The following is a 22883-nucleotide window of genomic DNA, read 5'->3' on the forward strand; positions in this document are numbered from 1 at the left end:
AAGCGGCGAATGCGGCCGGTATAATTTCAGGATTCTGCCGAGGCTCCTCCCGCATGTCCGACCTGCTCGCCAATCTGAACCCCGAACAACGCGCTGCCATCACGCTTCCCGATGAATCGGCGCTGATCCTGGCGGGGGCGGGCAGCGGCAAGACGCGTGTGTTGACCACCCGCATCGCGTGGCTGATCCAGAGCGCGCGGGTGTCGCCGGCAGGTGTGCTGGCCGTCACGTTTACGAACAAGGCGGCCAAGGAAATGACGGCCCGCCTGCAGGCCATGCTGCCGATCAACACGCGCGCCATGTGGATCGGCACGTTCCACGGTCTGTGCAACCGGTTGCTGCGCGCGCATTACCGTGATGCCGGCTTGCCGCAGACGTTCCAGATTCTGGATACGCAAGACCAGCTCTCCGCCGTCAAGCGTCTGCTCAAGTCGCTCAATATCGACGACGAGAAATTCCCGCCAAAGAACGTCCAGTACTTCATCAACGGCTCCAAGGAGCAGGGCTTGCGCGCGGGCGATCTGGAAATCGCCAACGAGTACGACCGCCGCATGGCCGACCTCTACGCCGCTTACGACGCGCAATGCCAGCGCGAAGGCGTGGTCGATTTTGCCGAACTGCTCCTGCGCTGCTACGAACTGCTGCGCTACAACGACGCTATCCGCGCGCACTACCAACGGCGCTTCAAGCACATCCTGGTTGACGAGTTCCAGGATACGAACAAGCTGCAATACGCCTGGCTGAAGATTCTGGCCGGCCTCGGCGAGCCTGGCGTCACGCCCAACGCCATCTTTGCCGTGGGCGACGATGACCAGAGCATCTACGCGTTTCGTGGTGCCAACGTTGGCAATATGGTCGACTTTGAACGCGAATTCCGCGTCGAGCACCGGATCAAGCTGGAGCAGAACTATCGCTCGCACGGCCACATCCTCGATACCGCCAACCACCTGATCTCGCACAACACGCGTCGGTTGGGAAAGAACCTGCGTACCGATGCCGGCCATGGTGAGCCGGTGCGTGTCTACCAGGCCGCGACGGACGGGCAGGAGGCCGGTTGGATCGTCGAAGAAATCCGCGACCGTATTGCCAGCGGCGCGGCGCGTTCGGAAATCGCCATCCTGTATCGCAGCAACGCGCAGTCACGGGTGATCGAGCACGCGCTGTTCTCGGCCGGCATCGCGTACAAGGTGTACGGCGGTCTGCGCTTCTTCGAGCGTGCGGAAATCAAGCACGCGTTGGCGTATATCCAGTTGCTGGAAAACTCGGACAACGACGCTGCGTTCGGCCGTGTGGTGAACTTTCCGGCGCGCGGCGTTGGGGCGCGCTCCCTGGAGCAGTTGCAGGATGCGGCGCGGCTGTATGGCATCTCGCTCGCAGCGGCGGTGCCGTATCTCACGGGGGCGGCGGGCACCAAGTTGTCGGCGTTTGTGCGTCTGATCGAACAGATGCGTGCCGACACGCGCCAGATGACGCTGCCCGAAATTGTCCAGCATGTCATTCACGCCAGCGGCCTGATCACGCATTACCAGGGTGAGAAGGAGGGCCAGGACCGCATCGAGAACTTGCAGGAGTTGATAACCGCGGCGCAAGCCTTCGTTGCCGAAGAAGGTTACGGCGTCGACGCGATTGCAACCGCGCTGCCGGTGCGCCACGACGCCATGCTGCGCATCGAAGGCGGCGAGATCGATACCGCCTCTGAACTCGTGACCGACGAGACGCCCGCTGAGATGACGCCGCTGGTTGCGTTTCTCACGCACGCCTCGCTTGAAGCGGGCGACAACCAAGCCCAGGCCGGCCAGGATGCCGTGCAGATGATGACCGTGCATGCGGCCAAGGGGCTGGAATTCCACGTCGTCTTCATCACCGGGCTGGAAGAGGGCTTGTTCCCGCACGAAAACAGCCAGATGGAGAAAGACGGCCTGGAGGAAGAGCGCCGCCTGATGTATGTGGCGATCACCCGTGCGCGCGAGCGGTTGTATCTGTCATTCGCGCAAAGCCGCGTGCTGCATGGTCAAATCCGCTACCACATCCGCTCACGCTTCTTTGACGAACTACCCGAAGACACGCTGAAGTGGCTGACGCCGCAGCACTCGGGCTACCAGGCGACGCGCCGTGTGCAAGGCGATTCCGCCTGGGGGAAGGATTGGTTCAAGCGCCCCGAGCGCGGTGATGACGACGCTTACACCGGCCGCCCGACTGGCGGCATGGACACCGGCAAGAACTACGCCGATGCCAAGCGCGCAGAGGCCACGGGCTTCCGCGTCGGCCAGTCGGTGTTCCACAACAAGTTCGGGGAAGGCGTCATCACGACGCTGGAAGGCGAGGGCGCAGAGGCGCGTGCCCAGATCAAATTCAACCGCCACGGGGTGAAGACGCTGGCGCTGGGCATCGCCAAGCTGGACCCGATCAACTGAGCGTTGATCGGGCCATCGGCCGGTCAGGCCGCCGTGTCAGTCGTCTGGCCGGCGGCTTGCGTCACGTTGAAGCAGCCGCGGTACGTGGCGTAGAACGAGCAGTACAGCACCGCCATCACCAGAATCCGGTACGGCGTGGCGATGATCGGGGCGATGTTGTTGGCGCCGCTCGACGCGAACAGCGCATCGATGAACAGCGGCACGGCGATCAGCAAAATTGCGACCAGCACGCCGTACACGATGAAGGCTGCCCGGTTGCGCCACACGGACATCCAGCTGAAGAACAGCGCCTTGCCCACCGGAATGCCGTGCCATGCGACCAGCAACGGCGCAAACCAGAACAGCACCGCCACCGGGATGTACAGCACCGAGCCCATCACCATGGCAAGGTAGAACTCTCGAATGGCCTCGGTCGTGAGCGGTTTGTCGCTGACCACGGTCATGAGCGTGTCAACGTCCACCATCGTCATCAGCACGCCGCTGACTACAAGTACCAATACGCCATAGATGCCGCCAAGCTTGAGCAGGCTGCGCATTGCATCCTTGCCGTATGCGCGAAAGCCCGCGATGAGCGATGCCGGCCCGACGCGCTTGCCGGCTACCGTATCGCGGCAGGCCGACATGAAGCCCACGAAGATGGCCGGATTCACCAGCAGGATGGCAAAAACACCAATCGGCGGCACCAGCAGCATCAGCAGGTTGACCGCAAACAGGTAGATGAATAGCAGCAGCAAAAACCCGATCGGGTTCTTGCGAAACAGCCACGCACCCTGGCGCAGCCAGACGTAGCCTTGCTTGGCCGGTACTTCAATCAGTTGCATGGTTGGGGAAGATCCAGAGTCAGGGCGCTCGCGCCAACCCGTTCACGCAGTACGCGCTCGAAGTGGGTGGGGTCATGCGGCTTGAGCAGTTCGGCATCGCGCGGGAGATAGAAGTCCCACAGGCGCGAAACCCAGAAGCGGTACGCCGCTGCGCGCAGCATGTCTTGCCAGTGCCGTGCTTCGGCGTCGGTGAATGGGCGCACAGCGTGGTATGCGCGCAGCATCGCACGTGCCCGCTCGCCATCCAGCACGCCCGTGGCCAGGTCGATGCACCAGTCGTTCACGGTGACGGCCACGTCGAAAAGCCACTTGTCGACACCGGCAAAGTAAAAGTCGAAGAAGCCGCCCAGGCGTTCCGGCTGCCCATGGGCGGCCGGCTCGAACAGCACGTTGTCGCGGAAGAGGTCGCAATGGCACGGGCCTTCGGGCAGCGCGGCGTAGTCGGCGCTGGCGAAGAAGCGTTGCTGGTGCGCGAGTTCGCTTTCCAGCAGTGCGCGTGTGTCGCCGTGCACGAAGGGCACGACGTCTGGCACGACTTCGTTCCACCATGGCAGGCTGCGCAGGTTCGGCTGATGGCGTGGATAGTCGCGCCCGGCCAGATGCATGCGCGCGAGCATGTCGCCGACGATGCCGCATTCCGACACCGTGGGCGCCAGGTTCGAGCGGCCCGCCAGACGCGTCACGATGGTCGCCGGCTTGCCGTTGAGCGTGCGCAGGATCTCGCCGTCGCGCCCCGGAATCGGCGCCGGCACGCTGATGTCGTGCTGCGCCAGATGCTGCATCAGATACAGGTAGAACGGCAGTTGCTCGAACGTCAGCCGCTCGAACAGCGTGACGACGTATTCGTGCGTCTGCCCATCCTTTTCCGTAGTCAGGAAGAAGTTGGAGTTTTCGATCCCGGACGGGATGCCGCGAAATGCGCGCACGGCGCCCACATCGTATTGATCCAGCCAGAGAGCGATCTCTGCGTCGGAGACCGGGGTGAAAACAGCCATGCTTCAGGAACGGGAAACGGGTGGAGGGAAAGCGGGCCAGCCCACCGAGGGGCCGGCCTGCAGGCGCCGCGGTTGCGGCACAGGCTTAGAACTTCAGGACGTTGACCGAGGGAACACGGTCGATATCGCCACGCTCGCGGATACGCGGCGAGCTGTCTTCCGGCTTGCTCAGGTTGTAGGACGTGCCCATGCCCGACTTGACATGGATATCCGGCGCCTGGCCCTTCTGGAAGCGGTATTCCTCCACCTGCGTACCGTCGTTGTCGCGGTAGTCGAAGCTGGGCTTGACGCGCTCGTTATGGATCGCGCCGTGGGTCGGCTTGGAAATCGGCTGATTGTTGATCGCCTTGACGTCGGGCAGGTCCAGTCCGGCGCTGTCGGATGTCACTTCGGCGTGCGCGGGCAGGGCGAGGCAGAAAACGGCGCCTGCCAGCAGCCCAGCGTGGCGCATCAGGCGCGCGGCATTGGCAAAACCGGAGTGGACGGGGGCGGACGGGTGAAGCAGCGAATCCATCATGGACTCCGGCGGGTGATCTGGGACCCTACATTCTAGCAGTCCAGCCTCCCGCCATCGTCCGTTCGCGTGGCGCCAAATGCCACACCCGAGATTACAGATAGAACATTTCTTCCTTGGGCGGAATCGGCGAGGTGCCTTCGCGCTTTTCGTAGAACTCGTAGACGGCATCGAGCGCGTCCTTGGGTTCGTCGACGATGCGCATGATGTCCAGGTCGTGCTCGGCAATCAGGCCCATCGGCAGCAGCGTAAAGCGGAACCAATCCAGCAGGCCCTTCCAGAAATGGCTGCCGAACATGACCACCGGCACACTGCGCGACTTGCCCGTCTGGACGAGCGTGAGCACTTCAGCCAGTTCATCGAGCGTGCCGAAACCGCCGGGCATGACGATGAACGCATCCGAGTTCTTCACGAAGGTGACCTTGCGCGTGAAGAAATGGCGGAAGCGCATCGAGATGTCCTGGTATCGATTGCCTTGCTGTTCGTGCGGCAGTTCGATGTTCAGGCCGACGCTGGCCGACTTGCCGGCGTGCGCGCCCTTGTTGGCCGCTTCCATGATGCCGGGGCCCCCGCCGGAGATGACGGCGAAGCCCGCATCCGAGAACAACCGGGCGATTTCGATGGTGCGTTCGTAGTATGGCGAATCCTCGCGCAGGCGCGCGCTGCCGTAGATCGAGACGGCCGGACGGATCTCCGAAAGGTACTCGGTCGCCTCGATGAACTCTGCCATAATCGTGAACATCTGCCAGGAGGCGCGCGCTTTCTTTGCGGTGGCGCGTTCTTCGTCGGCGAGTGCCCGCAGGCTGGGGATCATCTTGCGATCGGTACGGCCGTGTGACACGTCAGCTTGGGGCTCGTGTTCAACGCCCACTGTCACGTTGACGTCCATGTCGGCCGTGGTGGCCTGGCGCGAGGGGCTCACACCGGTCAGTTCAGCCGCCGAAACCTCCGTCGCGGAAGCACCAGCAACCTGCTTTGCCACGCCGCCTTCAGCAGAAGCGCCATTATCGGAAACGCCTTTTGGCGTTCCAGTCACTTTAGAGTCCATGGGAATGTCGGAAAGTCAAGAAACGCTGTTGCTCGTCGATGGCTCGAGTTATCTATACCGTGCCTATCACGCACTGCCCGACTTGCGAAACGGAGAAGGGTTTCCTACGGGGGCCATCTACGGCATCGTGAACATGCTGCGCAAACTGCGCAACGACTACCCGGCCAAGTATAGCGCTTGCATTTTCGACGCCAAAGGCAAGACCTTTCGCGACGACCTCTATCCGGCCTACAAGGAGCATCGCGCGCCCATGCCCGATGATCTGCGCGCGCAGATCGAACCGATCCACGAAGCCGTACGGGCATTGGGTTGGCCCATCCTGGTGGTGGAGGGCGTCGAGGCCGACGATGTGATCGGTACCCTGGCCGAACGGGCGGCTCGCGAAGGCGTCCGGACCATCGTCTCAACGGGTGATAAGGACCTCGCCCAACTGGTGAATGACCACGTCACGCTGGTCAACACCATGACCAACGAAACGCTTGATCCGGCTGGCGTGCAAGCCAAGTTCGGCGTGCCGCCCGAACGCATCGTCGACTATCTTTCGCTGATTGGCGACACCGTGGACAACGTGCCGGGCGTGCCCAAGGTTGGCCCGAAAACCGCGGTGAAATGGTTGTCGGAATTCGGCACGCTCGACAACGTCATGGCGCGCGCGGGCGAGATCAAGGGCGTGGTGGGCGACAACCTGCGCAACACGCTCGAGTGGCTGCCCAAGGGCCGCGAGTTGCTGACAGTGAAGCTCGACTGTGACCTCAGCAAAGAAGTGCCGACATTCGATGCACTGATCGACGGCGGCGAAGACAAGTCCAAGCTCGTCGATTTCTTCTCCCGATACGGCTTCAAGACGTGGCTGCGCGAGGCCTCCGGAGAAGCGCTGCCCGATACGCGCAGCGTGGGTGCCGCGCGCAAGGCCGCGACGCCAGTGAAGAACTACGCCGGCGAGGCTGCGCAACTGCAAGCCCAGGCCAACCTGTTCGACGTGGAAGCGCCGCCCGATGAGGTCAAGTATGAGACGGTGACGACTGAAGCGCAGCTCGAATCATGGATGCAGCGCCTGGATGAAGTGGACCTCGTCTGCATCGATACCGAGACGACGTCGATTGATCCGATGCTTGCGCAATTGGTTGGCATTTCGCTGTCGGTCAAGCCGGGCGAGGCTTGCTACATTCCGGTGGCGCATCGCGGCCCTGATGTGGCAGGGTTTGATGCTGCGGCGCAGCTCTCAAGAGACACCGTGCTCGCGCGCATGAAGTTGTGGATTGAAGATGAATCGCGCAAGAAGGTCGGCCAGCATCTGAAGTACGACGCGCATGTGTTTGCCAACCACGGCATCGCGCTGCGCGGTATCGAGCACGACACGATGCTCGAATCGTACGTGCTCGAATCCCACCGCAATCACGGCATGGACGCACTCGCCGAACGCGTGCTGCACTTGAAGACGATCACCTACGAAGCTGTGTGCGGCAAGGGTGCCTCGCAGATCGGCTTTGACGAGGTGCCCCTCGATCGCGCGACCGAATACGCGGCGGAGGACGCCGATATCACGCTGCGTCTGCATCGCACGCTGTTCCCCAAGGTGGCCGAAGACGACAAGCTGCGCTACGTCTACGAGCAGATCGAAATGCCGACCTCCATCGTGCTGCAGAAGATGGAACGCAATGGCGTGCTGATCGATGCCGACCGCCTGGCCAAGCAGAGCAACGAGCTGGGCTTGCGCCTGATTGATCTGGAGGCCGAGGCGCACAAGCTTGCGGGGCAACCGTTCAACCTCGGCTCGCCCAAGCAGATTGGCGATATCTTCTTCAACCAGATGAAGCTGCCGATCATCAAGAAGACGGCGAGCGGCGCGCCCTCGACCGACGAAGAGGTGCTGCAGAAGCTGGCCGAAGACTACCCGTTGCCGAAGCTGCTGCTCGATTACCGGGGCCTGGCCAAGCTCAAGTCCACCTACACCGACAAGCTGCCGAAGATGGTCAACCCGCGCACTGGCCGGGTCCACACCACCTACGGTCAGGCGACGGCAGTGACGGGGCGCCTGGCCTCGACCGATCCGAACCTGCAGAACATTCCGGTGCGTACGGAAGAAGGGCGGCGCATCCGCGAGGCGTTCATCGCGCCGGAGGGCAGCGTGATCGTGTCGGCCGACTACTCGCAGATCGAACTGCGCATCATGGCGCATCTGTCGCAGGATGAAGGCCTGATGCGTGCGTTCCGTGAGGGCCAGGACGTGCACCGCGCAACGGCCGCCGAAGTGTTCAACGTGACGCCGCTGGAGGTTTCACCCGACCAGCGCCGTGTGGCGAAGGTCATCAACTTCGGCCTGATCTACGGCATGAGCGCGTTTGGGTTGGCCAGCAATCTGGGCATTGGGCGGGACGCCGCCAAGCTCTATATCGACCGCTACTTCGCCCGCTACCCCGGCGCCGCAAGCTACATGGAAGAAACCCGCCAGAGCGCGCGCGAGCAAGGCTACGTGGAGACTGTTTTCGGACGTCGCCTGTGGCTGCCGGACATCAACGGCGGCAACGGCCCACGGCGTCAGGCTGCCGAGCGCGCCGCCATTAACGCGCCGATGCAAGGTACGGCGGCTGACCTGATCAAGCTGTCGATGCTGGCAGTGCAAGGCTGGCTCGAAGCCGAGGCAATGCGCTCGCGCCTGGTCATGCAGGTGCACGATGAACTGGTGCTGGAAGTTCCGCAGGACGAACTGGCCGTGGTGCGCGAGCGCCTGCCCGAGCTGATGTGCAGCGTCGCAACGTTGCGCGTGCCTTTGGTAGCCGAAGTTGGCGTGGGTACCAACTGGGAAGAGGCGCACTGACGCAATCGCTTGCCGCGTGAGCGCTACCCCGTGAAACAAGGCGTGGCGCGAGTTTGCCTGCCGAGGCAGCCTGCGGAAGGCCTTGGCATGCGGTTGTCATGATTCGCCATATCCGTGCGTGCGGGGTTGCGGTGAATTTTGCGTTGCAGCAGACTGCACCTGACAGATCACGTGATCGACAAGATTCAACGGCTCCAGGAGAGGCACATGGCAGGGCAGACGGATGGCGCAGGCGGGGCGAACGGGCCGCGCATTGTGGTGGTCGGCGGGGGCGCTGGCGGGTTGGAACTCGCAACGCGGCTGGGCGACAAGCTCGGCAAGCGCGGCGCAGCCCAGGTGATTCTGGTCGACCGTAACCCCACACACATCTGGAAACCGCTGCTGCATGAAGTCGCCGCCGGCAGCATGGATCCGAACACCCATCAGCTCGAATACGCTGCACAGGCGCGCTGGCACGGCTTCGAATTCCAGCAGGGCGAGCTGAAGGGCCTCGATCGCGTCGCCAAATCCATCATTGTGTCCGGATGCGTTGACGCTGACGGCACCGAGGTGCTGCCCGAGCGCGCCATTTCGTACGACACGCTGGTGCTGTCCATCGGTAGCGTGACGCATTTCTTCGGCGTGCCGGGCACGGCCGAGCACGCCATCGCCCTCGACACCGCATGGCAGGCCGAGCGCTTCCGCCGCAGGCTCATCGCAGCGTGCATGCGCGCACAGAACAGCATGGGCGATGCTCGGCCGCAGGTGGACATCGCCATCGTCGGTGCGGGTGCCACGGGCGTGGAACTGTCGGCAGAGTTGCGCAATACCGCCCACGTGTTGGCCGCTTATGGGCTGCACAAGTTGGACCCGCGCCACGACATCCGCATCCATTTGATCGAGGGCGGCCCGCGCATTTTGCCGGTGCTCAAGGAGCGTATTTCGGCTGCGACCACCAAGCTGCTGCACAAGCTCGACGTGGATGTCATCACCAGCGAACGTGTGACGGAAGTCACCGCCAGCGCCGTCAACACGGCCAGCGGCAAGTCCATTCCGGCGGATCTGACCGTGTGGGCTGCTGGCATCCGTGCACCGTCAGTGCTGGGCGAGTTGGGGCTGCCGGTGAACAAGCTGGGTCAGATTGTCGTCTCGCGCACGCTGCAGGTGGAAGGCGACGACTCGATCTACGCCTTTGGCGATTGCGCAAGCTGCCCGTGGCCCGAGGCGTCGACCAGCGTGCCGCCGCGTGCGCAGGCCGCGCATCAGCAGGCCACCTATCTGTTCGACGCGCTGCGCAAGCGCATGGATGGCAAGCCGGTCCAGCCGTTCGCGTTCAAGGATCTTGGTTCGCTGGTGTCGCTCGGCCATTTCAGCGCGGTCGGTAGCCTGATGGGCGGGCTGATCGGCGGATCGATGTTCATCGAAGGTCTGATGGCGCGGCTGATGTACACGTCGCTATATCGCATGCACGTTCTGGCACTGCACGGTTGGGTGCGCATGTCGGTGGATACGGTCATGCACTGGCTGCGCAGCAAGACGAATCCGCGGGTCAAGCTGCACTAGGCGGTTCCTTGTGCTCGCACCGGATGCCTGGCTCGGCAGCAATGCATCTGCTTCGGTAGACTAGCCGCTTCGTTCACCGTAGCCGCCCGTGGGCGCGAGGAGAGTGCGATGCAGCTTGATGCAGAAGTGGAGAGCCTGGTACCCGGCCGCAGCTTTGACCGTCGCGGCTTCATGAAGACAGCACTGGGCTCGGCCTTTGCGGCGGCGGTGCTACCGGTGTCGGCGCAGACTATCCATACCGATTTCAATGGGCTGACGGCGGGCGAGGTGATCGTGCCCGTGGGCGATTTCAAGATGCCGGTCTATCGCGCTCAGCCAGAGGGCAAGACGAAGCTGCCGGTAGTCATCGTCGTCAGCGAAATCTTTGGCGTACACGAATACATTGCCGATATCTGCCGGCGCCTTGCAAAGGTGGGTTATCTGGCGATCGCGCCTGAGTTGTTTGTGCGCCAGGGCGACCCGCGTGCCTATGGCACGGTCCAGGAAACCGTCGCCAACGTGGTCTCCAAGGTGCCGGATTCCCAGGTGGCGGGCGATATCGACGCGACGATCGCCTGGGCCAAGGAGAACGGTGGCGACGCAGCGCGTATCGGCATCACCGGTTTCTGCTGGGGCGGGCGTCAGGTCTGGTTTGCCGCGGAGCGCAATCCCAGCATCAAGGCTGCAGTGGTGTGGTACGGGCCGCTGAAGGGCAATCCGAATCCGCTGCAACCGGTTTCGCCAATCGACAACGTCGACGAGTTGAAGGCGCCCGTGCTGGGCCTCTACGGCGCGAAGGACACCGTGATCACGGAAGATGTGCGCGACACGATGAAAACCGCGTTGGAAAAATCCAAGAACCCTAAGGCACACGCGTCGCGCATCATCGTGTACCCGAATTCCGGCCATGCGTTTCACGCCGATTACCGTCCGAGCTATGTGAAAGCCGACGCGGAAGATGGCTGGAAGAAGTGCCTCGCCTGGCTCAGGGATCACGGCGTGGTTTAGCACCTCAACGCGTCGAACACGAAAGGCCCCCAGTAGCTACCTCGGGCTTTTTCTTTTGGCTGCGCTGGCAAAGGTCGATAAAGCGGCATACAATTCGCCCTTCTTGCAACTCTGTTGCGTTTATTGGCTCCCGCTGCGTCGCCTCTGCATGACCTTCGATACCACCCTGTTAGGCATTCTCTTGGCCACCGCGCTGTCTGGCATCGGCAGCATGGCAGGCGCCGCCGTGCTGTCATTGACGGTGCTGTCGCGCATGGTCGATCGGATGGTCAGTTTTTCGGTGGGCGTGCTGCTGGCCACGTCGCTGCTGCATTCGTTGCCGGAGGCGTTCGAAGTGCATCGAGGCATCGAGCCCAACACGCATGCATTGTTCGCCACGTTGCTGGCCGGGCTGCTGGGTTTCTTCCTGCTGGAAAAGATCTCGCTGATCCGCCATTCACACCACCACGAGGGCGATGGTCACGGCCATCATCACGGCCATGACCGGCAGGAAGCGGGCCGCAGCGGCCTGATGATCCTGGTTGGCGATGGCTTGCATAACTTTTCGGACGGCATCGTCATTGCCGCGGCGTTCCTGGCGGACACCAAGGTTGGCGTCGTCACCGCGCTGGCGATTGCCGCACACGAGATTCCGCAAGAGATTGGCGATTTCATGGTGCTGCTCAACGCCGGATTTTCCAAGACGCGCGCCTTTGTCTACAACCTGCTCTGCAGTGTTTGCGCGCTGGTGGGCGCGGTGCTCGGCTATTACCTGCTGGACCGCCTGACGTCGTGGATTCCATACGTGCTGGTGGTGGCGTCGAGCAGCTTCATTTACATCGCCGTGTGCGATCTGATGCCGCAGATGAAGCGCCGGCCGCGCTGGCAGGAATCGGCGGTGCAGGTCGCTTTGATTGCGGCGGGCATCGCAATGATCTTTCTGCTGACCGAAGGTCTGCACGGTCACGCGCACTGAGGTGCCGCATTCGCTTCAAGAAAAAAGCCCGGTCGATGCCGGGCTTTTTGCTGTGCACCAGATTTGCAGATTACGGATTCGGCCCGGTTACCACGGGGCGCGATGGGTCGCTGCACCACTCGCTCCATGAGCCGGCGTAGAGCGCCGCGCCCGTCAGGCCGGCAATCTCCATGGCCAATGCGTTGTGGCAGGCCGTCACGCCGGAGCCACATTGCAGCGTCGCATCTTGCGGCCGGGCACCGGCCAGCACGCCGGTAAAGTCGGCGCGCAATTGTTCCGCAGGCTTGAAAGTGCCATCGGGCTGCAGGTTGTCGCGGAAGAAACGGTTGCGTGCACCCGGGATGTGCCCGCCAACGGGATCCAGCGTTTCGTTCTCGCCACGGTAGCGGTCGGGGGCGCGGGCATCGACGACGGGCTTGTCGGCGTGGCCCAGGTATTTCTGCACGATATCCGCAGTCACCATCTGCACGAGCGAGGGCTTGCGCGTGATGTTGCCGGGGGTGGCGTTGAGCTGCGGCTCTTCGGGCACGATCTGGTCGACCGGGAAGTGCGCGGCTTCCCAGGCCTGCAGGCCACCATCTAGCACGGCCGCATCGGCATGGCCGACCCAGCGCAGCAGCCACCACAGGCGCGCGGCGTACATGCTGCCCTGGCGGTCATACGCGACGACTTGTGTGTCGTCGTTGACGCCGAGCGCCTGCAGGCGCGCAACCAGCGCTTCTGCATCGGGCAGCGGGTGGCGGCCGTTGGTGCCGGTTTTCGGGCCCGACAGTTCGTTGTCGAGGTGCATGTAGAACGCGCCGGGCACATGGCTGGCGTGGTATGCATCACGCCCAGCGGCAGGGTCGGCGAGGTCAAAACTGCAGTCAATGACGACCACCGCTTCGGGCGCGCTCTGCTGCAGTGCGGCCAGTTGCGGTGCGGTGATGAGGGTGGCGTAGTGAGCGCGTTCGCTCATGGCGGCAATCTCCAGGGTCGATCAAACTTCCGGGTGAATCTCGGCTTCCGGGCCGGACACGGCTGTCTGCGGCGTCGGATGCTCGGTGCCCGACTGACGGGCGCGCATGACGGTCGTCACGATGCCGCTGCCGATGATGAGTGCCATGCCCGCCCACGACAGCGCGTTCAAGTGGTCATTCCACAGCAACATACCCCACCCGCTCGCAAAGACGATGCCGGTGTATTGCAGGTTAGCAGTCAGCAGCGTGTTACCGCGCTTGTAGGCGCGGGTCATGGACGTCTGGCCGAGGGTCGCCAAGAGACCCACAGCCAGTAAGAGGCCCGCGCCAGACCATGTGTGAGGCTGTGCACCGCCGATGAGCATCCACACACCGCCGGCAATTGCGCTCAGCAACGAAAAATAGAACACGATGCGTGCTTCGTTCTCACCCAGGTCGCCCAGTTGACGGACCTCCACATAGGCGAGGGCCGTGAACACGCCGGAGACGAGCCCGATCATGCAGCCGGCCAGCGCAAGCTGCGATCCGCCCACGCTCGGTTGCAGCAGGCAGATCACCCCCACGAACGACATGACGATGGCCACCACCATGCGCCGGTCAGCACCACCGGGCTTGCCCGCCAGCGCTGCACCTGCGCCAATGATGAGCGCAATCCACACCGGCGACATGTAGTTCAACGTCATCGCGGTCGCCAGCGGCAGCAGGCTGATGGATGTGAACCACAGCAGCAGCGAAGTCACCCCGAACACGCTGCGCTTGATATGCGACAGGAAGTACGGCGTGCGTACGCCTTGTCCCGAGCGTTGGAGGATCGTGCCCATCAGCACGACGCCGATGATGCTGCGGTAGAAGACGATCTCGCCGGTGCTGTAATGCGCCGAGGCCAGTTTTACGCACACGCCCATCGCCGAGAAGGCGAATGCGGCGAGGATCATCCACAGCGATTGGCGAGAGGAGCTCTCGGCCGTCTGGGCGGCAGTCTGAGCAGCGGTTGCAGTGTCGGCAGGCATGGTGAGAGGGCGAGGGCGAAAAAAAACGGTGCGGCCTGTGAGGGCTGCACCGTTCCTATTGTGACGCGGAAGGCGGCGGATGCCTACCTTCAGTCGTCGCCTAGTAGTCCATTACGCGCCGATACCACTCGTGGAAATGCTGCATGCCGTCTTCCATGGGCGACTGGTACGGGCCCACCTCGCTGGTGCCGCGCTTGAGCAGCGCCAGGCGCCCGGCGTCCATGCGCTCGGCAATCTCGTCGTCCTCGATGCACGTTTCCATGTAGGCGGCGCGCTCGGCTTCAACGAATTCGCGCTCAAACAGCACGATTTCTTCCGGATAGTAGAACTCGACCACGTTGCGCGTCTTGGTCGGGCCCATCGGATGCAGTGTCGAGACTACCAGCACGTTCGGATACCACTCGACCATCACGTTCGGGTAGTACGTGAGCCACACTGCGCCGTACTTCGGCATCTCGCCGTTGTTGAAGCGGAGCACGGCGTCATGCCACTTCTGGTAAGCCGGCGTGCCGGGTTTGCGCAAATTGGCGTGAATGCCGACCGTCTGCACGCTGTGCCACTCACCAAACTCCCATTCCAGGTCGTCGCACGAGACGAATTGGCCCAGGCCTGGGTGGAAGGGCACGACGTGGTAGTCCTCGAGGTACACCTCGATGAAGGTCTTCCAGTTGTAGTTGCAGTCGTGCACCTCGACGTGGTCGAGCATGTAGCCGGAAAAATCGAGATCACGCGCCACGCCCAGGCGCGCAAGGTCTTCGCGCACGTCGCGCTTACCCTCGAACAGCAGACCGTTCCAGTTCTGCAGCGGCGAGCGCGACAGATGCACGCATGGTTGCTTCTCGAAGTGCGGTGCGCCCAGCAGGTCGCCCTGCAGGTCGTATGTCCAGCGATGCAGCGGGCAGACGATGTTCTGGGCATTGCCGCGCCCATTGAGCATGATTGCCTGCCGATGCCGGCACACATTGGAGAGCAGTTCGACGCCGTTCGGATTGCGCACCAGCACGCGGCCTTCGGCCTCGGCGGCAAGCGTGTGATAGTCGCCAACTTCCGGGACCATCAGCTCATGGCCGACGTAACCGGGGCCATGTTTGAACAGACGTTCGATTTCAGTTTGATACAGCGCCTCGTCGAAGTAAGCAGAGACGGGCAGCTGGGTTTCAGACGGCACTAGATTCAGTGCGGCGCTGAGATTGGACATTATCCCCACTCCCAATAACGGTGAAAGCAGTGAACAACCCAACCATCGACAAGATCGATTTGGGAAAGGACGCCATCGGCAGGTGGCCTAGGGTCTGTTGAGGTAGGAAACGAGCGCTTGCTGGCCCCCGCTTGGGCCAACGACCATACGTTCAATGGGCCAACAGACCCAAACCATCGTGCGGAGCGGCGTACACCGGCCCGGCCTTTGGAGGAAAGGGGGGGATTGTACCCCAGGGAAATTGATAAGTCCCTGATTTTCGAACCCTTTCCGCTTCCAGCCGCCCGACCGTCAGGCTGGCGATGCCCCGCCTTGCCAGCGCAGACCGCTGCCCCGTGCCTTGCGGGATGTGCGCGGAACGCACGCGGAATTGCCGTAAAATGCCAGATTGTCCTTTTCTGATTCGCAATCGGCATGCCCCGTGCCTCAAACGACGCCTCCAGCAGCGCGTCCGCCACTCCCTCCGCTACGCCGGCTTCCTATGAAGCGGCCATGGCGGAACTCGAAACCCTCGTCGCCAGCATGGAATCCGGTGAATTGCCGCTGGAAGCCTCGCTTGCGGCGTATCGACGCGGGGCGGAGCTGGTCAAGTACTGCCAGCAGGTGCTGGAGCGCGTCGAGCAGCAGGTACGTGTGCTTGATGGCGATGCCCTGAAGCCGTTAGCCGACGACAGCAGCGCGAACGAGCAGGGCGATGCATGAGTGATTTCGCCCAATGGATGGCGTCCGTCGTTGCGCGGACGGAAGGCGCGCTTGAGCGCGCGCTGCCGGCCGAAACCGTCTCGCCGCAACGTCTGCATGCCGCCATGCGTTACGCCACGCTGGGTGCAGGCAAGCGTGTACGCCCATTGCTGGCGCACGCCGCTGGTGCGCTGGGTGACGCCTCGGCTGAGGCACTCGACGGAGTGAGCTGCGCGGTGGAGATGATCCACGCCTATTCGCTCGTTCACGACGATATGCCGTGCATGGACGACGACGACCTGCGCCGCGGCCGCCCCACCGTGCATCGCGCCTATGATGAAGCGACGGCCCTGCTGGTGGGTGATGCCTTGCAGACACAGGCGTTCATTGTGCTGGCTGAGTTGGGCGCGGTGAGCCCGGCGACGCGGGCAGTGCTGGTGGCTGAATTGGCACGCGCTTCCGGTTCGCTCGGCATGGCGGGCGGTCAGGCGATCGATCTGCAAAGCGTCGGCATAGCGCTGTCGCAGGATGAATTGGAGGCAATGCACCGCATGAAGACCGGTGCGTTGCTGCGGGCGAGTCTGCGGATGGGCGCGCTCTGTGCTGGCGTGAATGCCGCTGCGTTGGAGCAGGTTGATGCCTATGCGGGCGCGGTCGGTCTTGCGTTCCAGGTGGTCGACGACATCCTCGATGTGACCGCCGATACCGCCACGCTGGGCAAAACCGCCGGCAAGGACGAGGCCAACGACAAGCCGACCTACGTGTCCATCCTCGGGCTGGACAAGGCCAGGGCGCTGGCCGACGAGCTGCATGCCGCAGCGGGTGCGGCGGTCAAGCAACTTGCCCGCGAACTGGGCAAAGCCCGTACTGATCGATTGGTCGAAATGGCCGACCTGATCGTGCGGCGTGGCCACTGAACAACATTGCATAGACGGTAGAAGTCTTTGCCAAAACGCCTGAGCGGCGGTCCCACATGACGTACGAACTTCTGAACACCATCGACGATCCGGCCGACCTGCGCCGACTGGACCGCCGCCAACTCGGGCCGCTGGCCAACGAGCTGCGCGCCTTCGTGCTCGATTCCGTCTCTCAAACGGGCGGGCACCTGTCGTCGAATCTGGGCACGGTCGAACTGACCATCGCGCTGCACTACGTCTTCAACACGCCGGAAGACCGCATCGTGTGGGACGTCGGTCACCAGAGCTATCCGCACAAGATTCTGACTGGCCGCCGTGACCAGATGGGCTCGCTGCGCCAGTTGGACGGCATCTCAGGCTTCCCGCGCCGCAGCGAGAGCCCGTATGACACCTTCGGCACCGCGCACTCGTCCACGTCGATTTCGGCTGCGCTGGGCATGGCCCTGGGCGCCAAGACCAAGGGCGAAGACCGCGTCGCCATTGCCGTGATTGGCGACGGAGCGATGAGCGCCGGCATGGCCTTCGAGGCGATGAACAACGCGGGCGTCTATAAAGACCTGCCGCTGGTGGTCGTGCTGAACGACAACGACATGTCGATCTCGCCGCCAGTGGGGGCGTTGAACCGCTATCTGGCGCGCCTCATGAGCGGGCAGTTCTACGCGGCCACCAAGAAAGGCGTTGAGAAGCTGCTGTCGGTGGCGCCGCCGGTGCTCGAGTTTGCCAAGCGCTTCGAGGAACACACCAAAGGCATGTTCGTGCCGGCCACGATGTTCGAGGAGTTCGGCTTCAACTACATCGGCCCGATCGACGGACATGATCTCGAATCGCTCGTGCCGACGCTGCAGAACATCCGCCAGCGCGCGCGCGAAGGCGGTGGCCCGCAGTTCCTCCACGTCGTTACCAAGAAGGGCCAGGGCTACAAGCTGGCCGAGGCTGATCCGATCCTTTATCACGGCCCGGGCAAGTTCAATCCGCAAGAGGGCATCAAACCTTCCGGGCGCCCGGCAAAGGTGACTTACACACAAGTGTTCGGCCAATGGCTGTGCGATATGGCGGCGGCCGACAAGCGGCTGGTGGGTATCACGCCGGCCATGCGCGAAGGCTCTGGGATGGTGGAGTTCGAGCAGCGCTTTCCGGATCGCTATTACGACGTCGGCATCGCCGAGCAGCACGCCGTCACCTTTGCAGGCGGCTTGGCGTGCGAGGGGTTGAAGCCTGTTGTTGCCATCTATTCGACGTTCCTGCAGCGCGGCTATGACCAGTTGATCCACGACGTCGCACTGCAGAACCTGCCGGTGGTGTTTGCGCTGGACCGCGCCGGTCTGGTCGGTGCAGACGGCGCCACGCACGCAGGGGCTTATGACATTGCCTACCTGCGTTGTATCCCCAACATGATGGTGATGACGCCGGCCGACGAGAACGAATGCCGCCAGCTGTTGAGCACCGCGTTCGCGCAGGACTGCCCGACAGCAGTGCGCTATCCGCGTGGTGCCGGCACGGGCGTGGCGGTGCAGCCGACGCTGGAGCCGCTGCCGTTGGGCAAGGCTGAAGTGCGTCGCGCTTCCACGGCTCCGGCAGGCCAGCGCGTGGCGATTCTGGCGTTTGGTTCAATGGTTGCCCCGGCTTCGGCAGCGGCTGAGCGTTTGGACGCGACCGTCGTCAACATGCGCTTCGTCAAGCCGCTCGATGTGGCCTGCGTGCTGGAAATGGCCCGCACGCACGATTACGTGGTCACCGTGGAGGAAGGCTGCGTGATGGGCGGTGCAGGCAGCGCCTGCCTGGAAGCGCTGGCTGCCGCAGGTGTCGCTACGCCGGTAATGCAGCTCGGCCTGCCCGACCGCTTTGTCGACCACGGCGATCACGCTGCGCTACTGGCGCAATGCGGGCTGGATGCCAACGGCATCCTCGCCTCCATCCGCGAGCGTTTTGCCGTACAACCGCGCGCTGCAGCCCCGCGCGTCGCCTGAGTCACCTTTGGCTTCTAGCCATAGGCAGAATCAATCACCCGTATTGCATCCACGGGTATGAGTAGTTGACTGCAGAGGTAGGAAATTTCTTTTACACTCCGCCAGTCTTATTTGTGAATTGTGTGCGCAGTCGCGGGATTGGCCGATTCGATCACTTGAGGGGTGGTCACCGTCAGCCAGGTTCCGCGGTTTCACACTCGTTGCGTGCCGGCCGACTGCGATGGCCGGGCGACCGTAAAGGAAACCGATCATGAACGATATGAACCCAGCTTTCGCGATGCCGGACGTGCAGTCCAGCCACGATACCCGCCAGATCCCCATTCAGCGCGTTGGCGTGCGCGGCGTGCGTTACCCGATGTCGCTGCAGACCCCCTCGGGCGTGCAGAACACCGTCGGCACGTACAACCTCGATGTGCATCTTCCGGCCGACCAGAAGGGCACGCACATGTCGCGCTTCGTCGCGCTGCTCGAAGAAGAGCGCGAGCCGCTGAATCTGGCGCAGTTCCAGTTGCTGCTGGAAAAGATGCTGGAGAAGCTCGAAGCCGACGCCGGCCGCATCGAAGTCCACTTCCCGTATTTCGTCAGCAAGACCGCCCCGGTGTCGGGCGTGCAGTCGCTGATGGACTATGAAGTGACGATGATTGGCGAAGTGCGCGACGGCCACACCAAGGTCCGCGTCAAGGCGCTGGTGCCCGTGACGAGTCTGTGCCCGTGCTCGAAGAAGATCTCGCAGTACGGCGCGCACAACCAGCGCTCGCACATCACGATCGACGCCGAGCTGGCCGCCGATACGCCGGTCGAATCGCTCATTCGCATGGCCGAAGAAGAAGCATCGTGCGAACTGTGGGGCCTGCTCAAGCGCCCGGACGAGAAGTTCGTGACCGAGCGTGCATACGAAAACCCCAAGTTCGTGGAAGACCTTGTGCGCGATATCGCCATGCGCCTGAACCAGGACGACCGCATCGTCGCCTACACGCTGGAAGCCGAGAATTTCGAGTCGATCCACAACCACAGCGCCTATGCGCTGATCGAGCGCGACAAGCGCACCGATAAGTGATCGACGCTGCGTCCAAAGAAAAAGCCGCTCCACCGAGCGGCTTTTTTCATGCTTGCTGGATACGGATGTCTTCGAGGTCCCAGCGTGGTGTAACGCCGTAGCCGTAGCCGTCCTGCACCTGGGTGGGGTCAGCCTGCAGCCGCATTGCGCCGGCAAAAGCGATCATCGCGCCGTTGTCGGTGCAGAACTGCAGGTCGGGGTAATAGACGCGCAGGCCGCGCTTTTTGCCCTCGGCGTTCAGGCCATCGCGCAACTGGCGGTTGGCGCCCACGCCACCCGCCACGACAATGCGCTTGAGGCCATGTTCGCGTGCCGCGCGCAGCGTCTTCTTGACGAGCACTTCGACGATGGCGTCGACAAACGCGCGGGCAAGGTCGGCGCGCGGCTGGTAGCAGGTCTCGCTGTCGGTCAGGTTGAGCTTGCGCACTTGCGTGAGCACCGCGGTCTTGAGGCCCGCGAACGAGAAATCGAAGTTGCCCGAATGGAGCATCGGCCGAGGCAGGTCAAATACGCCCGGGTTGCCGAATTCGGCCAGGCGCGACACGGCCGGGCCGCCCGGATAGCCGAGGCCGAGCAGCTTGGCGGTCTTGTCGAAGGCTTCGCCCGCGGCGTCGTCGAGCGTCTCTCCAAGCAGCGTGTACTGGCCGACGGCATCAACGCGCATCAGCTGCGTATGCCCGCCCGAGACGAGCAGCGCCAGGAACGGAAACTCAGGCCGGTCTGCCTCCAGCAGGGGCGAAAGCAGATGCCCCTCCAGGTGATGTACGCCCACCAGCGGTTTGCTGAGCGCAAACGCCAGCGCATTCGCCACCGAGGCGCCCACCAGCAGCGCGCCGGCCAGCCCCGGGCCTTTTGTATAGGCAATGGCGTCAATGTCCGCGCGCGTGGCGCCGGCCTTGCCGAGCACCTCTTCCAGCAGCGGAATCACGCGGCGGATGTGATCGCGCGAGGCCAGCTCGGGCACCACACCGCCATATTCGCGGTGCATGGCGATCTGCGAATACAGCGCATGCGCGCGCAGGCCAGCCGCCGTGTCGTACAGGGCGACGCCGGTTTCGTCACAGGAGGATTCGATGCCGAGGACCAGCATGGCAAGCGGGAGTGAGGAATTGCAATGGGAAGGCCGCCGAAGATAGCACAAGTTAAAATGCGCGGTTTCTTCAAGAATAGGGCGGCGCAGCCATCATGATGCGGTGCGATGTAGCGGTGATCGGCGCGGGCGCGGCCGGAATGATGTGCGCGGCGGTGGCCGGGCAGCGCGGCGCCCGCGTTGTGCTGATCGATCACGCGACGAAACTGGCCGAAAAGATTCGCATCTCCGGCGGTGGGCGCTGCAACTTCACGAACGTCAACGCAGGGCCGGCCAACTACCTGTCGAACAACCCGCATTTCAGCCGCTCGGCGCTGGCGCGGTATACGGCCCAGGACTTCATCAGCCTCGTTTCCAGCTACCGCATCCCGTATCACGAGAAGCACAAGGGCCAGCTCTTCTGCGACGACAGCGCCGAAGACATCATCCGTATGCTCGAAACGGAATGCGAGCGGGGCAATGTGACCTGGCGAACCGGTTGCTCCATCGCTGAAATCGGCAAGGACGGCGAGGCCTATCGCCTGTCGACCAGCGCGGGCGAGATCGTCGCCAATAAGGTGGTGATCGCCACGGGCGGCCTGTCCATCCCCAAGATCGGCGCGACGGATTTTGGGTATCGCATTGCACGGCAGTTTGGGTTGAAGATCGTGGAGACGCATCCGGCGCTGGTGCCGCTCACCTTCAATGCCGAGCATTGGGCGCCGTTCTCGGTGTTGTCCGGTGTGTCGATGGAGGTGGACGTGTCCGTTGCGCAGCCTGCGGGCAAGGGCGGTCGCAAGGGCAGCGCCACGACGTTCCGCGAAGACTTGCTGCTTACCCATCGCGGGTTGTCCGGCCCAGCCGTGCTGCAGATCTCCAGCTTCTGGAATGCAGGTCAGCCGCTTGTCATCGATCTGCTGCCGGACGCTGACGCCGCGCAATGGCTGTGCGATGAGAAGTTGGGCTCACGCAAGCAGCTCGGGACGGTGCTGGCGCAGCGCTTGCCGGAACGCGTCGCGCAGGCGTGGTGCGCCACGCACGGAGCCAACCCGCAGGCGCCGATTGCCGAGTTGCCGGACAAGGTGCTGCGCGTGCTGGGCGGCGCGCTCAACCGCTGGGAGCTGACGCCTTCCGGCAGTGAGGGCTATCGCAAGGCCGAAGTGACGCGCGGTGGGGTCGATACGCGGGCGCTGTCCTCCGCCACCATGGAGGCGCAATCCGTACCCGGCCTGTACTTCATCGGCGAGGTGGTCGACGTGACGGGCTGGCTTGGCGGCTATAACTTCCAGTGGGCGTGGGCCTCGGCCGTGGCGGCGGGGGAGGCAGCCTCCGCCCGCTGATCCCCCACGGATCGGTCCTGGAACTGTTTGGGTTCTGTGCTACGATCAGTGATCCATTTTTCAAAGTTTGCAACCCGCTGGACCAGCCGTCCGAGCGGGTTTTGCCGTTTATCGGAGTTCGGAATGTCGCAGTTGTCCCTCAAGGCACAGATCACGGAAGACATGAAGGCCGCCATGCGCGCCAAGGAAACAGATCGTCTGGGCACGATCCGTCTGTTGCAGGCTGCCATCAAGCAGCGCGAGGTGGACGAACGCATCGAACTGGATGACGCCGCCGTGCTGGCTGTGATCGACAAGATGCTCAAGCAGCGCAAGGATTCCATCACCGCATTCGAGCAAGCCGGGCGTGACGATCTCGTCGCCAAGGAAACGGCGGAGGTGGCCGTGCTGCAGGTCTATATGCCCGCGCAACTGTCGGAAGCCGAAGTTGACGCCGCGGTGCGTGACGCCGTGGCCAAGGCTGGTGCAACTGGCCCGCAAGACATGGGCAAGGTGATGGGCATCCTGAAGCCGGCCCTGGCCGGCCGCGCCGACATGACGCAAGTCTCGGCACGCGTGAAGGCCGCCCTGGCCGGCGCCTGAATCCCCTCC

19 protein-coding genes are annotated in these 22883 nt (G+C 63.3%); 11 read left to right on the forward strand and 8 right to left on the reverse strand.

The window, feature by feature from the left end; genetic code table 11:
- Positions 1-53 precede the first annotated feature (53 nt).
- Positions 54-2414: a UvrD-helicase domain-containing protein gene (locus DOD19_RS03745; RefSeq protein WP_024975142.1), complete on the forward strand. Its 2361-nt coding sequence runs from the start codon at positions 54-56 to the stop codon at positions 2412-2414.
- A gap of 23 nt (positions 2415-2437) precedes the next feature.
- On the opposite strand, the gene DOD19_RS03750 is transcribed toward DOD19_RS03745, so the two are convergent.
- From DOD19_RS03750 to DOD19_RS03765, 4 genes are all read right to left on the reverse strand, one after another.
- Positions 2438-3235 carry a BPSS1780 family membrane protein gene (locus DOD19_RS03750; RefSeq protein ID WP_112184058.1) on the reverse strand — a complete coding sequence of 266 codons (798 nt, stop codon included), beginning with the start codon at positions 3233-3235 and terminating at the stop codon, positions 2438-2440.
- On the reverse strand, positions 3226-4230 hold the full coding sequence (locus tag DOD19_RS03755; RefSeq protein WP_112184060.1) for a homoserine kinase: 1005 nt from the start codon (positions 4228-4230) through the stop codon (positions 3226-3228). Before DOD19_RS03755 ends, DOD19_RS03750 begins: the two co-directional genes overlap by 10 nt.
- Positions 4231-4315: 85 nt before the next feature.
- Positions 4316-4744 (reverse strand): hypothetical protein, encoded by a 429-nt coding sequence (locus DOD19_RS03760; protein WP_024975145.1) that lies wholly within the window; start codon positions 4742-4744, stop codon positions 4316-4318.
- 94 nt (positions 4745-4838) lie between these two features.
- On the reverse strand, positions 4839-5792 hold the full coding sequence (locus DOD19_RS03765; RefSeq protein ID WP_024975146.1) for a TIGR00730 family Rossman fold protein: 954 nt from the start codon (positions 5790-5792) through the stop codon (positions 4839-4841).
- 4 nt (positions 5793-5796) lie between these two features.
- Between DOD19_RS03765 and polA the strand changes: the two genes are divergently transcribed.
- From polA to DOD19_RS03785, 4 genes are all read left to right on the forward strand, one after another.
- On the forward strand, positions 5797-8610 hold the full coding sequence (polA, locus tag DOD19_RS03770) for a DNA polymerase I (protein WP_024975147.1): 2814 nt from the start codon (positions 5797-5799) through the stop codon (positions 8608-8610).
- 207 nt (positions 8611-8817) lie between these two features.
- The gene (locus DOD19_RS03775) at positions 8818-10152 is read left to right on the forward strand and encodes an NAD(P)/FAD-dependent oxidoreductase (RefSeq protein WP_112184062.1); all 1335 of its coding nucleotides are present in this window, start codon (positions 8818-8820) and stop codon (positions 10150-10152) included.
- 108 nt (positions 10153-10260) lie between these two features.
- Positions 10261-11139 carry a dienelactone hydrolase family protein gene (locus DOD19_RS03780; RefSeq protein ID WP_112184064.1) on the forward strand — a complete coding sequence of 293 codons (879 nt, stop codon included), beginning with the start codon at positions 10261-10263 and terminating at the stop codon, positions 11137-11139.
- A gap of 148 nt (positions 11140-11287) precedes the next feature.
- On the forward strand, positions 11288-12094 hold the full coding sequence (locus DOD19_RS03785) for a ZIP family metal transporter (protein ID WP_112184066.1): 807 nt from the start codon (positions 11288-11290) through the stop codon (positions 12092-12094).
- Positions 12095-12164: 70 nt separating this feature from the next.
- Here DOD19_RS03785 and DOD19_RS03790 read toward each other — a convergent pair whose 3' ends face one another.
- From DOD19_RS03790 to DOD19_RS03800, 3 genes are all read right to left on the reverse strand, one after another.
- Positions 12165-13052: a sulfurtransferase gene (locus DOD19_RS03790; protein WP_112184068.1), complete on the reverse strand. Its 888-nt coding sequence runs from the start codon at positions 13050-13052 to the stop codon at positions 12165-12167.
- A 21-nt stretch (positions 13053-13073) separates the two neighbouring features.
- Entirely contained in the window at positions 13074-14063 is a 990-nt protein-coding gene (locus DOD19_RS03795) for a DMT family transporter (protein ID WP_112184070.1), read from the reverse strand.
- A 100-nt stretch (positions 14064-14163) separates the two neighbouring features.
- The gene (locus DOD19_RS03800; protein ID WP_024975153.1) at positions 14164-15261 is read right to left on the reverse strand and encodes an aromatic ring-hydroxylating dioxygenase subunit alpha; all 1098 of its coding nucleotides are present in this window, start codon (positions 15259-15261) and stop codon (positions 14164-14166) included.
- A 414-nt stretch (positions 15262-15675) separates the two neighbouring features.
- On the opposite strand from DOD19_RS03800, the gene DOD19_RS03805 reads away from it, so the two are divergent.
- The 4 genes from DOD19_RS03805 to folE2 all read left to right on the forward strand — a co-directional run bounded on the left by DOD19_RS03805 (position 15676) and on the right by folE2 (position 19883).
- Positions 15676-15963, forward strand: coding sequence for an exodeoxyribonuclease VII small subunit (locus tag DOD19_RS03805; RefSeq protein WP_024975154.1), 288 nt, complete (start codon positions 15676-15678; stop codon positions 15961-15963).
- Entirely contained in the window at positions 15960-16859 is a 900-nt protein-coding gene (locus tag DOD19_RS03810) for a polyprenyl synthetase family protein (protein ID WP_024975155.1), read from the forward strand. The genes DOD19_RS03805 and DOD19_RS03810 overlap by 4 nt, the downstream gene beginning before the upstream one ends.
- A 56-nt stretch (positions 16860-16915) precedes the next feature.
- The gene (gene dxs, locus DOD19_RS03815; protein ID WP_112184072.1) at positions 16916-18826 is read left to right on the forward strand and encodes a 1-deoxy-D-xylulose-5-phosphate synthase; all 1911 of its coding nucleotides are present in this window, start codon (positions 16916-16918) and stop codon (positions 18824-18826) included.
- 250 nt (positions 18827-19076) lie between these two features.
- Complete coding sequence (folE2, locus tag DOD19_RS03820) at positions 19077-19883, forward strand: GTP cyclohydrolase FolE2 (protein ID WP_024975157.1); 807 nt, start codon at positions 19077-19079, stop codon at positions 19881-19883.
- Between the two features lie 46 nt (positions 19884-19929).
- On the opposite strand, the gene tsaD is transcribed toward folE2, so the two are convergent.
- Positions 19930-20973 (reverse strand): tRNA (adenosine(37)-N6)-threonylcarbamoyltransferase complex transferase subunit TsaD, encoded by a 1044-nt coding sequence (gene tsaD / locus DOD19_RS03825; protein ID WP_112184073.1) that lies wholly within the window; start codon positions 20971-20973, stop codon positions 19930-19932.
- A 95-nt stretch (positions 20974-21068) separates the two neighbouring features.
- Between tsaD and DOD19_RS03830 the strand changes: the two genes are divergently transcribed.
- Together DOD19_RS03830 and DOD19_RS03835 are read left to right on the forward strand one after the other, a co-directional pair.
- Positions 21069-22292, forward strand: a complete 1224-nt coding sequence (locus DOD19_RS03830) for an NAD(P)/FAD-dependent oxidoreductase (RefSeq protein WP_112184075.1) — start codon at positions 21069-21071, stop codon at positions 22290-22292.
- A 132-nt stretch (positions 22293-22424) separates the two neighbouring features.
- Entirely contained in the window at positions 22425-22874 is a 450-nt protein-coding gene (locus tag DOD19_RS03835; RefSeq protein ID WP_024975160.1) for a GatB/YqeY domain-containing protein, read from the forward strand.
- The last annotated feature ends 9 nt before the right edge of the window (positions 22875-22883 follow it).

The organism is Ralstonia sp. GX3-BWBA (genome assembly GCF_003290055.1).
Taxonomy (GTDB): domain Bacteria; phylum Pseudomonadota; class Gammaproteobacteria; order Burkholderiales; family Burkholderiaceae; genus Ralstonia; species Ralstonia holmesii.

What these genes read in the sequence shown, in the direction of transcription:
- DOD19_RS03775 (WP_112184062.1), top strand. Translation starts at nt 8,818, where the DNA reads ATGGCAGGGCAGACGGATGGCGCAGGCGGGGCGAACGGGCCGCGCATT.
- DOD19_RS03760 (WP_024975145.1), bottom strand. Translation starts at nt 4,744, where the DNA reads ATGGATTCGCTGCTTCACCCGTCCGCCCCCGTCCACTCCGGTTTTGCC.
- DOD19_RS03765 (WP_024975146.1), bottom strand. Translation starts at nt 5,792, where the DNA reads ATGGACTCTAAAGTGACTGGAACGCCAAAAGGCGTTTCCGATAATGGC.
- dxs (WP_112184072.1), top strand. Translation starts at nt 16,916, where the DNA reads ATGACGTACGAACTTCTGAACACCATCGACGATCCGGCCGACCTGCGC.
- tsaD (WP_112184073.1), bottom strand. Translation starts at nt 20,973, where the DNA reads ATGCTGGTCCTCGGCATCGAATCCTCCTGTGACGAAACCGGCGTCGCC.
- DOD19_RS03805 (WP_024975154.1), top strand. Translation starts at nt 15,676, where the DNA reads ATGCCCCGTGCCTCAAACGACGCCTCCAGCAGCGCGTCCGCCACTCCC.
- DOD19_RS03750 (WP_112184058.1), bottom strand. Translation starts at nt 3,235, where the DNA reads ATGCAACTGATTGAAGTACCGGCCAAGCAAGGCTACGTCTGGCTGCGC.
- DOD19_RS03745 (WP_024975142.1), top strand. Translation starts at nt 54, where the DNA reads ATGTCCGACCTGCTCGCCAATCTGAACCCCGAACAACGCGCTGCCATC.
- folE2 (WP_024975157.1), top strand. Translation starts at nt 19,077, where the DNA reads ATGAACGATATGAACCCAGCTTTCGCGATGCCGGACGTGCAGTCCAGC.
- DOD19_RS03800 (WP_024975153.1), bottom strand. Translation starts at nt 15,261, where the DNA reads ATGTCCAATCTCAGCGCCGCACTGAATCTAGTGCCGTCTGAAACCCAG.
- DOD19_RS03785 (WP_112184066.1), top strand. Translation starts at nt 11,288, where the DNA reads ATGACCTTCGATACCACCCTGTTAGGCATTCTCTTGGCCACCGCGCTG.
- DOD19_RS03790 (WP_112184068.1), bottom strand. Translation starts at nt 13,052, where the DNA reads ATGAGCGAACGCGCTCACTACGCCACCCTCATCACCGCACCGCAACTG.
- DOD19_RS03795 (WP_112184070.1), bottom strand. Translation starts at nt 14,063, where the DNA reads ATGCCTGCCGACACTGCAACCGCTGCTCAGACTGCCGCCCAGACGGCC.
- DOD19_RS03755 (WP_112184060.1), bottom strand. Translation starts at nt 4,230, where the DNA reads ATGGCTGTTTTCACCCCGGTCTCCGACGCAGAGATCGCTCTCTGGCTG.
- polA (WP_024975147.1), top strand. Translation starts at nt 5,797, where the DNA reads ATGTCGGAAAGTCAAGAAACGCTGTTGCTCGTCGATGGCTCGAGTTAT.
- DOD19_RS03830 (WP_112184075.1), top strand. Translation starts at nt 21,069, where the DNA reads ATGATGCGGTGCGATGTAGCGGTGATCGGCGCGGGCGCGGCCGGAATG.
- DOD19_RS03780 (WP_112184064.1), top strand. Translation starts at nt 10,261, where the DNA reads ATGCAGCTTGATGCAGAAGTGGAGAGCCTGGTACCCGGCCGCAGCTTT.
- DOD19_RS03810 (WP_024975155.1), top strand. Translation starts at nt 15,960, where the DNA reads ATGAGTGATTTCGCCCAATGGATGGCGTCCGTCGTTGCGCGGACGGAA.